Source organism: Cedecea sp. Ae19-4 (genome assembly GCF_059801165.1).
Genome location: NZ_JBCHWG010000001.1, coordinates 2,173,508 through 2,188,183, shown reverse-complemented (window position 1 = coordinate 2,188,183; position 14,676 = coordinate 2,173,508). Strand labels below are relative to the sequence as shown.

Sequence of the window (14,676 nt, the reverse complement as noted above, 5' to 3'; positions counted from 1 at the left end):
TATGCTGAGGACTTATGTCGAAAAGCAATTCACTGAAGCATCTTCCTTTCTCTGCGTCTCGCCGCAAACTGCTCGCCGCAGGCTCTGCGTTAGCGGCGACATCCCTTATTCCCGGCACGGTAAACGCCATTGGCCGGGGAACACAGGTAAACATCAAAGATTTCTACCAGGCCGATTGGATCGCCGCGTTTAACAAGGCGTTTGCCGCAGCGGATGTGGTTGAAGTCCCGGCAGACGTTGTCTGTGACAGCATGAATACCGCCATTTTTATGCCGCAGGGGAAAACGCTTCATGTGGCTGGTGGGCTGAAAGGGAATGGCAAAGGGCGATTTGTACTGCAGGATAGCTGCCAGATAGTCGGGGAGGGAAAAGGGCGATTTAACAACATCACGCTGGATGTGAGGGGATCCGACTGTACGATCAAGGGCATAGATATGAGCGGGTTTGTCAATGTGGCGCAGATTTACATTGGCGGGAAAGATAACCGGACTATGCGCAATCTGACTATCGACAACATCACGGTACATGATGCCAACTACGCCATCCTGCGGCAGGGGTTTCACAACCGGATGGAGAATGTGCGTATCACCAACGGCCACTTCAGCCATCTGCAAGGGGATGCCATTGAGTGGAATGTGGCGATCAACGACCACGACCTGCTGATTTCCGACCACGTTATTGACAACATTAACTGTACTAATGGAAAGATTAACTGGGGAATAGGTATTGGGCTGGCGGGCAGCACATATGACAATAATTATCCCGAAGATCAGGCGGTAAAAAACTTCGTTGTGGCCAACATTACCGGCAGCAACTGCCGGCAATTAGTCCATGTTGAGAATGGGAAGCATTTCCTTATACGTAACGTAAAGGCGCGCAATATTAATCCGAGCTTTAGCCGCACGGCAGGGATTGATAACGCAACCGTGGCAATATATGGCTGCGATAACTTTGTCATTGACGATGTGGATATGGTTAACAGCGCCGGGATGCTGATTGGTTATGGCGTCATTAAGGGAAATTACCTGTCTATTCCGCAAAACTTTAAGTTAAGCGATATTAAACTCGATAATAGCGAACTGAGTAGCCCTCTGCGCGGCATTCAGATCTCATCCGGGAACGCAACCTCCTTTGTGGCACTGAATAACATCACACTCAAGCGCGCCTCGCTTGAGTTTCATAACAAACCTCAGCACCTTTTCATGCGAAATATCAACGTAATGCAGCTTTCTACGGCAGGACCAGCCCTGAAGCTGAACTTCGACCTCCGCAAGGATGTGCGCGGCAAGTTCATGGCCAAAGACGGCACGCTGCTGTCGCTGGCGAATATTCACGCAGTAAATGAAAGGGGGCAAAGCTCGGTAGACATAGACCGGATCGATCAGCTGCACGTCAACGGTGAGAATCTTAATTTTACGCTCTCAAAAGTAAGTAAATAATAATGCAACCCCTTTTACGACAATTCTGAGTCAACGAAGGCTGAAATAGCGGCATTGACATATTTCGTTGACACTTCTATGGCGCTAGCATGAATCATTCGTTTAATAAATTCATGCTGGCATCAGAGCACGAAAAGACTATAATCTTCCAACCATTTAGAGGTGGGACTAAGAATGACTAATTTAAAAGCAGTTATCCCGGTAGCCGGTTTGGGCATGCATATGCTGCCTGCCACTAAGGCGATTCCTAAAGAGATGCTGCCTATCGTTGATAAGCCGATGATCCAGTACATTGTCGACGAAATTGTTGCCGCTGGTATCAAAGAAATCGTGCTGGTAACCCACTCTTCCAAGAATGCTGTTGAAAACCACTTCGACACCTCATACGAGCTGGAAGCCCTGCTTGAGCAGCGCGTTAAGCGTCAGCTGCTGGCCGAAGTCCAGTCTATTTGCCCGCCAGGCGTTACCATCATGAACGTTCGTCAGGCCCAACCGCTTGGGCTGGGGCACTCTATACTTTGCGCACAGCCTATCGTGGGTAACAATCCTTTTGTTGTGGTACTGCCGGATGTTGTGCTTGATGGTGCTACTGCCGACCCGCTGCGCTATAACCTGGCTGCAATGGTGGCTCGCTTCAATGAAACGGGGCGAACTCAGGTTCTTGCTAAGCACATGCCAAATGAAGATCTGGCGGCGTATTCTGTGATCACCACGAAAGAACCGCTGCAGAATGAAGGGCAGGTGAGCCGTATGGTCGAGTTTGTTGAAAAACCTGACCAGCCGCAAACGCTGGACTCCGATCTTGCAGCCGTTGGACGTTATGTCCTTTCGGCTGATATTTGGCCGTTGCTGGAAAAAACAGAACCGGGTGCATGGGGACGTATTCAGCTCACGGATGCCATCGCGGTATTGAATGAAACTCAGCCGGTTGAAGTGATGCAGATGACCGGCGAGAGCTACGACTGTGGTAAGAAAATGGGCTATATGCAGGCGTTCGTCCAGTACGGGCTGCGCAACCACAAGGAAGGCCAGAAGTTTCGAGAAAGCATTCAGAAGCTGCTAGCTAAGGCATAAGTTCTGTTTTAAGTCGCTGTCATGGAGGAGAGCGGGGTAAACGGTGGCATGGCGTTCAGTCTTAGGCTGGCTTTGAACGTTGAGCCGCCGTTTTTGCTTTATAAATAAACAATGAAGTTTAAGATTTTCATAGGGTTATCATTTTTTTGGTCGTTCTGTATAGACCAAATTTTTCCTTGAGAATCGCTGTGTGAAATATAAAATCGTGGCGATTTCTGACACGCAGTACCGGAAGGTACGCGATTGCCCATGTTTGCAGTGCACTGGTAGCTGTTGAGCCAGGGGCGGTAGCATGGTCTATAGCCATACCATATGTGATAAGCACAGCCATGAGATATATTACATTTCAGGGCGTTATAGAAGTGTAATGCTAAAATTATAGAGAGACTGCTCAAGTGAAAATTCTTGTTACCGGCGGTGCGGGTTTTATCGGCTCAGCCGTTGTCCGCCACATCATAAATAACACCCAGGATAGCGTAGTTAACGTAGATAAATTGACCTACGCCGGTAATTTGGAGTCCTTAGCAGACATCGCCGCGAATCAGCGTTATCACTTTGTTCAGGCAGATATCTGCGATGCAGCCGCCATCGACCGCATTTTCCATGAACATCAGCCTGATGCCGTCATGCATTTGGCAGCTGAAAGCCATGTAGATCGCTCTATTACCGGCCCGGCGGCATTTGTTGAAACAAACATTATTGGCACTTATGTCCTGCTGGAAGCTGCACGTCGATATTGGTCTGAACTGAGCGGCGAGAAAAAATCTGCTTTCCGTTTCCATCATATTTCCACCGATGAAGTTTACGGCGATCTGCCTCACCCCGATGAAGCAGGGCAGGGCGAGGCATTACCTCTGTTTACTGAAACGACTGCCTATGCGCCAAGCAGCCCATATTCTGCTTCTAAAGCCTCCAGCGACCATCTGGTTCGCGCCTGGCTGCGTACCTATGGTCTACCGACGGTTGTCACCAACTGCTCAAATAATTATGGTCCGTTCCATTTCCCTGAGAAACTGATCCCGCTGGTTATTCTTAATGCGCTCGACGGAAAGCCTTTGCCAATATACGGCAAAGGCGATCAGATTCGCGACTGGCTTTATGTTGAAGACCATGCCCGCGCGCTCTATACCGTGGTGACTCAGGGGAAAATTGGCGAAACCTACAATATCGGCGGGCACAATGAGAAGCAAAATCTGGAAGTCGTACACACCATCTGTGACCTGCTGGATGAAATCGTGCCAAAGTCTGGCTCATACCGTGAACAAATTACTTATGTTGCTGACCGGCCTGGGCACGATCGCCGGTATGCAATTGATGCTGAAAAAATTTCTCACGAACTGAGCTGGAAGCCGCAGGAAACGTTTGAGTCGGGTATTCGTAAAACGGTGCAGTGGTATTTAGATAACCAGCAGTGGGTGGGGAATGTGAAAAGCGGCGCCTACAAGAGCTGGATCGAAGAGAACTACGGTGAGCGCGAATGAATATTCTACTCTTCGGTAAAACAGGGCAGGTCGGCTGGGAACTGCAGCGCGCACTGGCGCCGTTAGGCAAAGTTACCGCACTGGATGTTCGTTCAGAAAAGTTCTGCGGCGATTTCAGCAACCCTGAAGGTATCGCTGAAACCGTACGCCGTATTAAACCAGATGTCATCGTCAATGCTGCAGCCCACACGGCCGTTGATAAAGCAGAATCAGAACCCGAATTAGCACGACTGTTGAACGCAATAAGCGTTGAAGCTATTGCTAAAGAGGCTGCAAAAATTGGTGCATGGGTTGTCCATTACTCGACCGATTATGTTTTTCCCGGTGACGGTGAAACACCCTGGAAAGAAACCGATGAGACGGCACCGCTGAATGTCTACGGTAAGACCAAGCGTGAGGGTGAAATAGCGTTACAGACACATTGCCCTAATCATCTGATTTTCAGAACCAGCTGGGTTTATGCCGCTAAAGGCAACAATTTCGCGAAGACCATGCTGCGCCTGGCAAAAGATCGTAAAGAACTTTCTATTATCAACGATCAAACAGGTGCCCCAACTGGTGCCGAATTGCTGGCAGATTGCACGGCTCACGCCATTCGAATTGCGTTAAAAAAACCTGATGTCGCAGGTCTATATCATCTGGTTGCTTCCGGCTCGACAACCTGGTACGACTATGCCCAATTAGTTTTTGCTGAAGCTAAAAAAGCAGGTGTTGATTTGGCTGTCACGAAAACGAACCCTTTGCCAACATCTTCTTACCCAACACCCGCGCGCCGACCGTCAAACTCTCGATTGGACAATGCCCGGTTCCAACAGATATTTGGTTTGGTACTGCCAGCTTGGGATCTCGGAGTAAAACGCATGCTGACAGAGTTGTTTACGGCAAACGCATAGTTTTTCAGTAACGTGTTTGACCTGGGATGGGTGAAACACATGAGTAGAGAAATGAACATGATTTCACGCAAAGGCATCATTCTGGCCGGGGGTTCCGGCACTCGTCTTTATCCGGTAACTATGGCAGTGAGCAAGCAGCTGTTACCTATTTACGATAAACCGATGATCTACTATCCCCTCAGTACGCTAATGCTGGCGGGTATTCGAGACATCTTAATTATCAGTACGCCGCAGGATACGCCACGCTTTGAACAATTGTTAGGTGATGGCAAGCAGTGGGGGCTCAACCTGCAATATAAAGTGCAGCCAAGTCCTGACGGGCTGGCACAGGCCTTTATTATCGGAGAAGAGTTTATTGGCAAGAGTGATTGTGCATTAGTGCTGGGCGACAACATTTTCTACGGGCACGACCTGCAAAAGCAGCTGGAAAATGCAACTGTCAAGAAATCTGGTGCCACTGTCTTTGCCTACCATGTTAATGACCCGGAGCGTTACGGTGTGGTGGAATTTGATAAAAGTGGTAAGGCCGTATCGCTTGAAGAGAAACCGTTGGAGCCTAAAAGTAACTATGCGGTAACGGGATTATATTTCTACGACAATAAAGTAATAGAAATGGCAAGAAAACTGAAGCCATCCCCGCGCGGTGAACTCGAGATTACCGACATTAACCGGCTGTATATGGAGCAAGAGACACTCTCTGTTGCTATGATGGGGCGCGGATATGCATGGCTTGATACCGGTACTCACCAGAGCCTGATTGAGGCCAGTAATTTTATCCAGACTATTGAAGTCCGCCAGGGGCTCAAAGTCGCCTGCCCGGAAGAGATCGCCTTCCGTAAAGGGTTTATTGACGCCCAGCAGGTCAGGAAACTGGCTGAACCCCTGTCTAAAAATGACTACGGCAAATATCTCCTGAAGATGGTCAAAGGTTTATAAGTCATGAACGTAATAAAAACGGCAATACCAGAAGTTCTGATCTTTGAACCTAAAGTGTTCGGTGATGATCGCGGTTTCTTTTTTGAAAGTTTTAGTCAGCGTATTTTCGAAGAAGCTGTTGGGCGCCAGGTGGCTTTCGTGCAGGATAATCATTCGAAGTCCCGTAAAGGTGTTCTGAGAGGTTTGCATTTCCAAAAAGGCGAACACGCGCAGGGTAAATTAGTCCGCTGCACTGCCGGCGAAGTATTTGACGTTGCGGTTGATATTCGTCAAGGCTCAGCAACGTTTGGTCAGTGGGTTGGCGTTCATCTATCTGCGGAAAATAAACGCCAGCTGTGGATCCCCGAAGGCTTTGCGCATGGTTTTGTCACGCTGAGTGATACCGCTGAATTTTTATATAAAGCAACTCAATACTATGCCCCTTCCGCTGAAGGAAGCATTCTGTGGAATGACGAGAGTATTGGTATCGATTGGCCAATCTCTCAACCACCAGAATTGTCAGCAAAAGATGCTGTAGCGCCAGTGTTACAGCAAGCTTCATTATCAGAGTAAAAAACGTGTCTCACATTATAAAAATATTTCCCTCAAACATTGAGTTTCCTGGCAAAGAGGATGAATCGATTCTCGATGCGGCGCTTTCAGCAGGTATTCACCTTGAGCACAGCTGTAAAAACGGCGATTGTGGTATTTGCGAATCTGACCTGCTTGCCGGGGAGGCTATCGATACCAGTGGCAGAGTATTCGGCCACGGGGAAAAAATACTGACTTGCTGCTGTAAGCCCAAAACAGCTTTGGAGCTTAAGGCGCACTACTTCCCGGAACTGGCTGGGCAAGTAAAGAAAATCGTTCCTTGCAAAGTGAATAGCGCCGAACTGGTTTCTGCAGATGTTATCAGCCTGAAGCTGCGCATGCCGCCTACTGCAAAAATGGGTTTCCTGCCTGGGCAGTATATTAATTTGCAATATAAAGGCGTGACACGTAGCTATTCAATTGCTAATAGCAATGAGGCCGACGGCGTTGAGCTTCATATCAGAAATGTACCCAATGGCCAAATGAGCACGCTTATTTTCAGCGATCTGCAAGAAAATACGCTGATGCGAATTGAAGGGCCTTGCGGGACGTTCTTTATCAGAGAGAATGAGCGGCCGCTTATTTTCCTGGCCGGTGGTACTGGGTTTGCACCGGTAAAATCAATGGTTGAACATCTTGTGCGGAATAACAGTACGCGCGAGATTCATATCTACTGGGGCATGCCGCAGGGAAATGACTTCTATTCACCGCTGCCACAGCAATGGTGTGAACAGCACGACAACATTCATTTTGTTCCAGTGGTTTCAGGCGAAGATGCAAACTGGAACGGGCGTAAAGGATTTGTCCATCACGCCGTAATGGATGATTTTGATTCCCTTGAGTCCTTCGACATTTATGCATGCGGGTCGCCTGTCATGATCGATGCCAGTAAAAAGGACTTTATGACTAAACATCTCTCCGTAGAGAACTTCTATTCTGATGCCTTTACCGCATCGAAATAAAATTGAGGGCAAGACATGAAAGCGGTGATTCTGGCTGGTGGACTTGGAACCAGATTAAGTGAAGAGACAATTGTAAAGCCAAAACCGATGGTTGAAATCGGTGGCAAGCCAATTCTCTGGCACATTATGAAAATGTATTCCGCCCACGGTATTAAAGATTTCATTATCTGCTGTGGTTATAAAGGCTATGTGATTAAAGAATATTTTGCGAACTACTTCCTGCACATGTCCGATGTCACATTCCATATGGCAGAAAACCGCATGGAAGTTCACCACAAGCGTGTTGAACCATGGAACGTCACTTTAGTAGATACCGGCGATGCTTCAATGACCGGTGGCCGTCTGAAACGCGTTGCAGAGTATGTAAAAGATGATGAGGCTTTCCTGTTCACCTATGGAGACGGTGTCGCCGATCTGGATATCAAAGCGACTATTGATTTCCATAAGTCGCACGGTAAAAAAGCCACGTTAACGGCAACCTTCCCACCGGGTCGTTTTGGCGCGTTGGATATTAACGCGGGTCAGGTTCGTTCGTTCCAGGAAAAACCGAAAGGTGACGGCGCGATGATCAACGGCGGCTTCTTTGTTCTGAATCCTTCCGTCATCGATCTCATCGACAACGATGCAACGACCTGGGAGCAGGAGCCTTTGATGGCCCTGGCAAAACAGGGTGAACTGATGGCCTATGAACACACCGGCTTCTGGCAGCCAATGGATACGCTGCGTGATAAGACTTACCTGGAAGGCCTGTGGGAAAAAGGTAAAGCTCCGTGGAAAACCTGGGAATAGTTGAATGATTAATCAAAACTTTTGGCAGGGGAAGCGAGTCTTCGTTACCGGCCACACAGGTTTTAAAGGAAGCTGGCTTTCACTATGGCTGACTGAAATGGGCGCAGAGGTAAAAGGCTACTCGCTAGCGGCGCCTACAGACCCAAGCCTTTTTGAAATCGCACATCTTGATGACTTCATGGAGTCAGAAATTGGCGACATCCGTGATTTTGAAAAGCTACGTGGATCTATTGCGGCGTTTAAGCCCGAAATCATTTTCCATATGGCGGCTCAGCCGCTGGTCCGTCTCTCTTACGAACAACCGATTGAAACCTATTCGACCAATGTGATGGGCACCGTTCATCTGCTCGAAGCGGTGAAACAGGTTGGGGGAGTCAAGGCCGTGGTTAATATCACTAGCGATAAATGCTATGAGAATCGCGAGTGGGTTTGGGGCTATCGTGAAAATGAAGCGATGGGCGGATATGACCCTTACTCGAACAGCAAAGGCTGCGCCGAGCTGGTTGCCTCCGCGTTCCGTAGCTCATTCTTTAACCCGGCAGATTATGATAAACACGGCGTCGGCCTGGCTTCGGTCAGAGCGGGTAACGTGATTGGCGGCGGTGATTGGGCAAAAGATCGTTTAATTCCTGATATTTTGCGTTCTTTTGAAAATAACCAGCAGGTTGTTATTCGTAACCCGCACTCTATCCGCCCATGGCAGCATGTTCTTGAGCCGCTGTCGGGCTATCTTGTCGTGGCTCAGCATTTATATTCCGATGGTGCGAAGTTCTCCGAAGGGTGGAATTTTGGTCCACGTGAAGAAGATGCAAAAACCGTCGAGTTTATCGTCGATAAGATGGTCGGGCTTTGGGGGGAGGGTGCAAGCTGGCATCTGGATGGTGAAAACCATCCTCATGAGGCACATTACCTGAAGCTGGATTGCTCGAAAGCACACATGCAATTAGGCTGGCAACCTCGTTGGGGGCTGGTTGAAACACTTGGTCGCATCGTTAAATGGCATAAAGCATGGATAAACGGCGAAGATATGCTGGCTTGTTCAAAGCGCGAAATCCATGACTACATGACCACCACTATTAGTTAAGAAATAAGTAACAGGAATCTGAGCAATGACAGCAAATAACCTGCGGGAACAAATCTCCCAACTCGTCGCCCAATACGCAGATGTGGCACTGAGCCCAAAACCTTTTGTGGCAGGTGCAAGCGTGGTGCCTCCATCAGGTAAAGTTATTGGTGCCAAAGAACTCCAGCTGATGGTAGAGGCTTCCCTGGACGGATGGTTAACGACCGGCCGTTTTAACGATGCTTTCGAAAAGAAACTGGGGGAATTTATTGGTGTCCCTCATGTTTTAACTACCACTTCCGGTTCTTCTGCAAATTTACTCGCACTGACCGCATTAACGTCGCCAAAACTGGGCGATCGCGCCCTGAAACCGGGCGATGAAGTGATTACCGTGGCGGCCGGTTTCCCAACCACCGTTAACCCTGCGATTCAGAACGGCCTGATCCCTGTATTTGTTGACGTTGATATCCCAACCTATAACATCGACGCTTCCCTGATTGAAGCTGCCGTTACCGAGAAATCAAAAGCAATCATGATTGCTCACACGCTCGGCAACGCGTTCAACCTGAGCGAAGTTCGTCGCATTGCGGATAAATACAATCTGTGGCTGATTGAAGACTGCTGTGACGCGCTGGGTACGACCTATGATGGTCAGATGGTTGGCACTTTCGGTGACATTGGTACCGTGAGTTTCTACCCGGCTCACCACATCACCATGGGTGAAGGTGGCGCTGTGTTTACCAAATCCGGTGAATTGAAGAAGCTGATTGAGTCCTTCCGTGACTGGGGCCGTGACTGCTACTGTGCACCAGGCTGCGATAACACCTGTGGCAAGCGTTTTGGTCAACAGTTGGGTTCTCTGCCGGAAGGTTACGACCACAAATACACCTACTCTCACCTGGGTTACAACCTTAAAATCACCGATATGCAGGCTGCCTGTGGCCTGGCTCAGCTGGAGCGCGTGGAAGAGTTCGTCGAACAGCGTAAGGCTAACTTCGCTTATCTGAAGCAAGCGCTACAGTCTTGTGCTGAGTTCCTGGAGCTGCCGGAAGCAACCGAGAAATCTGATCCATCATGGTTCGGTTTCCCTATTACGCTGAAAGAAACCAGCGGCGTAAACCGTGTTGACCTGGTGAAATTCCTGGACGAAGCCAAAATCGGCACCCGTTTGCTGTTTGCAGGTAACCTGACTCGCCAGCCTTACTTCGCAAACGTCAAATATCGCGTTGTGGGTGAGCTGACGAACACTGACCGCATCATGAACCAAACCTTCTGGATTGGTATCTACCCAGGCCTGACTACCGACCACCTGGATTATGTGGTTAGCAAGTTCGAAGAATTCTTTGGTCTGAATTTCTAATTTTTAATTAAAAAATGACGAACCAGAGGCATTCTGGTTCGCCTAATTTCTGAGGTTATAATGAAAGCTTCTGATGCTATTGCTGAAGTGCTTAGTGCGAATCATGTCGATTATGGCTTTGAGCTTATTGGTGGAATGATTGCCCATCTTGTCGATAGTATTAATGTTCTGGGCAAAACCAAAATGATCTCTTTGCACCATGAGCAAGCGGCAGCATTTGCAGCAGGCGGTATCGCTCGTGCTACAAACAATCAGAAATTAGGATTGGCGCTGGGTACGAGTGGACCTGGAGCAACAAATCTTATTACGGGTATTGCAGACTGCTGGCTCGATAGTTGCCCATGCATTTTTATAACGGGTCAGGTAAATACTAATGAGCTAAAATTAGAAAGGAATATCCGCCAGCAGGGATTCCAGGAGCTGGATATTGTTAGTATTGTTAAAAGCATTACTAAGTTTGCACATCAAGTAACATGCAAAGAAGAAATCATTCCAGTGCTACAACAGGCTATCGACACAGCTAAGAGTGGTCGCCCTGGACCGGTGTTGATAGACATCCCGATGGATCTGCAGCGAGCAGAATTACCTGACGATATTATTGATTACTTGACCGATAAAAAAGAAAAGAAAAATGCCAAAAATAATAACACGAAGGTATTTTATGAAGTACTGAAGCTATTTTCCAGCGCTCAGAAGCCAATGTTCCTTATTGGAGGCGGGGCAATTAACGAGCCTCATTTCATCACATGGCAAAAAACTATCTCTGAGTCTGACCTACCTCACGTAAGCAGTCTGAAAGGAAGTGAAAAAACGCGTCAACGGCCTGCTTACTATGGAATGATTGGTAGTTACGGTACGCGAACCGCCAACTATGCCGTACAAAATTGCGATCTGCTCATTGTGCTCGGCAGCCGTATGGATGTGAGACAAACGGGGGCTGATACCGCTGATTTTGCACGAAATGCTAAAATCATACAAATTGATCTCGATGAAGCCCAGTTAGGAAACAGAGTCATCGGTGATATTAATGTCAATTCAACCTGCGAAGATTTTTTTGTGGCACATTTGCAATATTTAGAAGAGCAAAGTCACATAGAAAAAAAAGCATGGCGGCTTGAGCTGGATACGCACTGGAAGAAAAATTACCAGGATGAATATACAGATTGGTCAATTAGTCCATTCCAAATATGTCAAACCCTTAACAAAGCGTTTGAAAATAAACCTGTACATTATGTCGCAGATGTAGGCAATAACCAGATGTGGGTTGCTCATTCTTTACTGCTGGGAGAAAAGCAAGCAATTCATCATTCTGGCGGTCTTGGCGCTATGGGATTTGCTATCCCAACGGCCGTTGGCGTTGCCTACGCTGCTGAATGCCCAACGGTGATATTAACCGGTGATGGTGGTGCGCAATTGAATATTCAGGAGCTGGATATTATTGCCAGAGAGCGCCTTCCTGTATTGACAGTTGTCTTCAATAATCAATCGTTAGGAATGGTTCGTGCATTCCAAGAAATGTATTTTGATGGGCGCAATGACTCGACTTTCTGGAGCGGATACAGTTCATCCTTCAGCAGTATTGGTAAAGCTTATAATATTGAGTCATTCGCCACTGCCGATCTGACCGAGTTTACGGGCTACATTAGTAATTTCATCAAAAATCCTAAGCCAATGCTTATTGAAGTTTCGATGAGCGATGCTCGGGAGTGTCGCCCGAGACTTGCATTTGGAAATCCAATTGATAAACAGTATCCGGTGAAAGATTGAATGATGAACATTGCCATATTAGGTGCAACCAGTCAAATAGCTCAAGATTTACTTAGGCAATGGGCTGAAACTAACAGTACTCATTTTTTGACGCTATATTCCAGGCGGCCAGAAAAGGTTTTTGGATTTATGAAGGAAATAAATTGGGCTTCCTCATATAATTCCTATGACATTGCCGATTTTAGTCATGAAGATAAACCTTTCGATGCGATAATCAATTTTATTGGTCAAGGTAAACCAATAAATATCGTTGAAAATAGTTCAGAAATAATGAAAGTCACAGAACTATATGACAACATGGTAATGAACTATCTATCATTACATCAAAACTGTAAATATTTGTTTTTAAGTAGTGGTGCCGTATATGGATCTGTTTTCTCTGAGCCTGTTACAGAACAAAGCATGGCACAAATACCAATTAATGGACTTAGTGAAAATAATGCATATGCAATTGCCAAGTTATACGCGGAAGCAAATCATCGGCTGAATAAAGATAAACAAATTGTCGATATTCGAGTTTTTAACGTATTTAGCCGTTATCAAAGCCTGAATACTGGTTTTTTTATTACAGACATTGTTAGTGCGATTAAAAACAAAAGTACTTTGACAGTATCGCCGTCTCATATGGTGAGAGATTATCTGCATCCCGAAGATTTTCACCAGCTTATTGAAGCCATCTTGACTTATGAAGAGCATGTTAATATGGCGGTTGATTGTTTTTCTAAAACCCCAGTAGATAAACTTGAGCTGTTAAATTTTTGTGAGCAGAGATATGAACTCAAATGGCGCGAGGAAAAAGATAAAAATATAATAAACGCAACAGGATCTAAAAGTAATTATTACTCTAAAAATAAATCAGCTACCAAGTTTGGATTTGAGCCTCGTTATACATCATTAGAATCAGTGCAACTTGAAATTGATGCGCTTATTGGTTCTTATAATATTTAAATGATTAATAAATCAGTGAAGCATAAATGATAATTTTTTTTAAAAAAATGACTCAAAAGCTCGGTATCGATTTTGATATTGGTAATACCCTCTTACTAAGATTATGGTCGACGGTATCAGGCGCATTACTTGTGTTGATTATCCCTTTCTTCTTATCGACACCTGAACAAGGTTATTACTTCACTTTTGCCAGTCTTATTGGGATGCAGATATTTTTTGAGCTTGGCTTTAACTTTGTCATTACTCAAATGATTAGTCATGAGATGGTAAATATAAAAATAACTGATGAGAAGTTAGAGGGTAAAGACAGTTCCATCAGTAGAGTTTATTCGCTTATATCCATGTTAGTTAAATGGTATGCCGTTATTTCATTATTGTTTTTTGTTACTGTGTATTATGTTGGTCTTCACTTTTTCAATACTAATGGTTCATTGAATAAGTCAGATTGGAATTATGCATGGCTCGGCATTGTGTTCTTCTCATCGTTAAATATATTCGCTAGTCCATTTTTGTCGGTGTTGGAAGGAATGGGACTTGTTGGTCGTGTTGCGCGTTTGCGGCTATATCAATCAATTGCCGGTTATCTCAGTCTTACTGTTTTATTATTTTTTAATTTTAAATTAAACGCTATTCCTGTTATTTCTGGCATGGCAGCACTATTTAGTTTAATTTATATACTTAAGGTAAAATTCAATATACTCTTTTCACCCGTATTTAAAATGTGGAAAGAAGATGTTAAAGATAATGTTCGTATTTCATGGCGTCATGAAATATTTCCATTTCAGTGGCGGATAGCCATTAGCTGGATAAGCGGTTATTTTATATTTCAACTTTTCAATCCATTGGTTTTTTCAAATCAAGGTGCTGTTGAGGCTGGCAAGTTGGGGCTTCTACTTACAATATTTTCCACGATACTAACGTTATCAATGAGCTGGGTAAATGCAAAAATACCGTCGATGTCTAGATTGATATCATGCGGCAATAGAGTAGAGTTAAATATACTGTTTAAAAACATATTCATATGTTCACTTGCCTTTAATGCCTTGTTATCTCTTCTGTTCGTAGTGTCGGTTAAGGTTATGATATGCATGGGGATACCGTTGGCTGATAGAATTTCAGGCTTTAATACTGTAGTGTCAATTGCCATTATAAATATTATTAATCATATAATTTTTTGTTTAGCATCATATATGCGTGCACACAAAGAAGAACCACTGCTATTGAACTCAGTAGTTACTGGTGTTTTGGTGGCGGTGTTTGCATATTTTATGTCTAAGCACAGTGTATTTATCATGATTGGCAGCTATCTGGCCATACTTGTTGTAGTCACTTTGCCGTGGGTTTTAATCTTATTTAGACAGTATCACAACCGGAATGTTTTGCCTGATTGAAAT

Annotated in this window: 13 protein-coding genes; all 13 read left to right on the top strand. The window is 45.7% G+C overall.

Translation table 11 applies throughout. The features are described 5' to 3' along the window. Positions 1 to 14: 14 nt before the first annotated feature. Positions 15 to 1,439 (top strand): colanic acid biosynthesis protein WcaM, encoded by a 1,425-nt coding sequence (gene wcaM, locus AAIE02_RS10430; RefSeq protein ID WP_498532490.1) that lies wholly within the window; start codon positions 15 to 17, stop codon positions 1,437 to 1,439. Between the two features lie 174 nt (positions 1,440 to 1,613). Continuing rightward, the gene (gene galF / locus AAIE02_RS10425) at positions 1,614 to 2,513 is read left to right on the top strand and encodes a UTP--glucose-1-phosphate uridylyltransferase GalF (RefSeq protein ID WP_166991277.1); all 900 of its coding nucleotides are present in this window, start codon (positions 1,614 to 1,616) and stop codon (positions 2,511 to 2,513) included. A 395-nt stretch (positions 2,514 to 2,908) separates the two neighbouring features. After that, positions 2,909 to 3,994, top strand: coding sequence for a dTDP-glucose 4,6-dehydratase (gene rfbB, locus AAIE02_RS10420; RefSeq protein WP_336981520.1), 1,086 nt, complete (start codon positions 2,909 to 2,911; stop codon positions 3,992 to 3,994). After that, positions 3,991 to 4,887, top strand: coding sequence for a dTDP-4-dehydrorhamnose reductase (gene rfbD, locus AAIE02_RS10415; RefSeq protein WP_336981518.1), 897 nt, complete (start codon positions 3,991 to 3,993; stop codon positions 4,885 to 4,887). The genes rfbB and rfbD overlap by 4 nt, the downstream gene beginning before the upstream one ends. 57 nt (positions 4,888 to 4,944) lie before the next feature. Beyond that, complete coding sequence (gene rfbA / locus AAIE02_RS10410; protein WP_336981723.1) at positions 4,945 to 5,823, top strand: glucose-1-phosphate thymidylyltransferase RfbA; 879 nt, start codon at positions 4,945 to 4,947, stop codon at positions 5,821 to 5,823. Between the two features lie 3 nt (positions 5,824 to 5,826). Further along, positions 5,827 to 6,375 carry a dTDP-4-dehydrorhamnose 3,5-epimerase gene (rfbC, locus tag AAIE02_RS10405; protein WP_311888953.1) on the top strand — a complete coding sequence of 183 codons (549 nt, stop codon included), beginning with the start codon at positions 5,827 to 5,829 and terminating at the stop codon, positions 6,373 to 6,375. Between the two features lie 5 nt (positions 6,376 to 6,380). Beyond that, the gene (locus AAIE02_RS10400; RefSeq protein ID WP_311888954.1) at positions 6,381 to 7,355 is read left to right on the top strand and encodes a CDP-6-deoxy-delta-3,4-glucoseen reductase; all 975 of its coding nucleotides are present in this window, start codon (positions 6,381 to 6,383) and stop codon (positions 7,353 to 7,355) included. A 15-nt stretch (positions 7,356 to 7,370) separates the two neighbouring features. Then, on the top strand, positions 7,371 to 8,144 hold the full coding sequence (gene rfbF / locus AAIE02_RS10395; protein ID WP_038481303.1) for a glucose-1-phosphate cytidylyltransferase: 774 nt from the start codon (positions 7,371 to 7,373) through the stop codon (positions 8,142 to 8,144). A gap of 4 nt (positions 8,145 to 8,148) precedes the next feature. Further along, the gene (rfbG, locus tag AAIE02_RS10390; RefSeq protein WP_311888955.1) at positions 8,149 to 9,228 is read left to right on the top strand and encodes a CDP-glucose 4,6-dehydratase; all 1,080 of its coding nucleotides are present in this window, start codon (positions 8,149 to 8,151) and stop codon (positions 9,226 to 9,228) included. A gap of 25 nt (positions 9,229 to 9,253) precedes the next feature. After that, complete coding sequence (gene rfbH / locus AAIE02_RS10385) at positions 9,254 to 10,567, top strand: lipopolysaccharide biosynthesis protein RfbH (protein WP_311888956.1); 1,314 nt, start codon at positions 9,254 to 9,256, stop codon at positions 10,565 to 10,567. A gap of 60 nt (positions 10,568 to 10,627) precedes the next feature. Continuing rightward, the gene (locus tag AAIE02_RS10380; RefSeq protein ID WP_336981508.1) at positions 10,628 to 12,334 is read left to right on the top strand and encodes a thiamine pyrophosphate-binding protein; all 1,707 of its coding nucleotides are present in this window, start codon (positions 10,628 to 10,630) and stop codon (positions 12,332 to 12,334) included. Beyond that, positions 12,335 to 13,282, top strand: coding sequence for an SDR family oxidoreductase (locus AAIE02_RS10375; RefSeq protein WP_336981506.1), 948 nt, complete (start codon positions 12,335 to 12,337; stop codon positions 13,280 to 13,282). 26 nt (positions 13,283 to 13,308) lie between these two features. Further along, positions 13,309 to 14,673 (top strand): MATE family efflux transporter, encoded by a 1,365-nt coding sequence (locus AAIE02_RS10370; protein ID WP_336981503.1) that lies wholly within the window; start codon positions 13,309 to 13,311, stop codon positions 14,671 to 14,673. Positions 14,674 to 14,676: the final 3 nt, after the last annotated feature.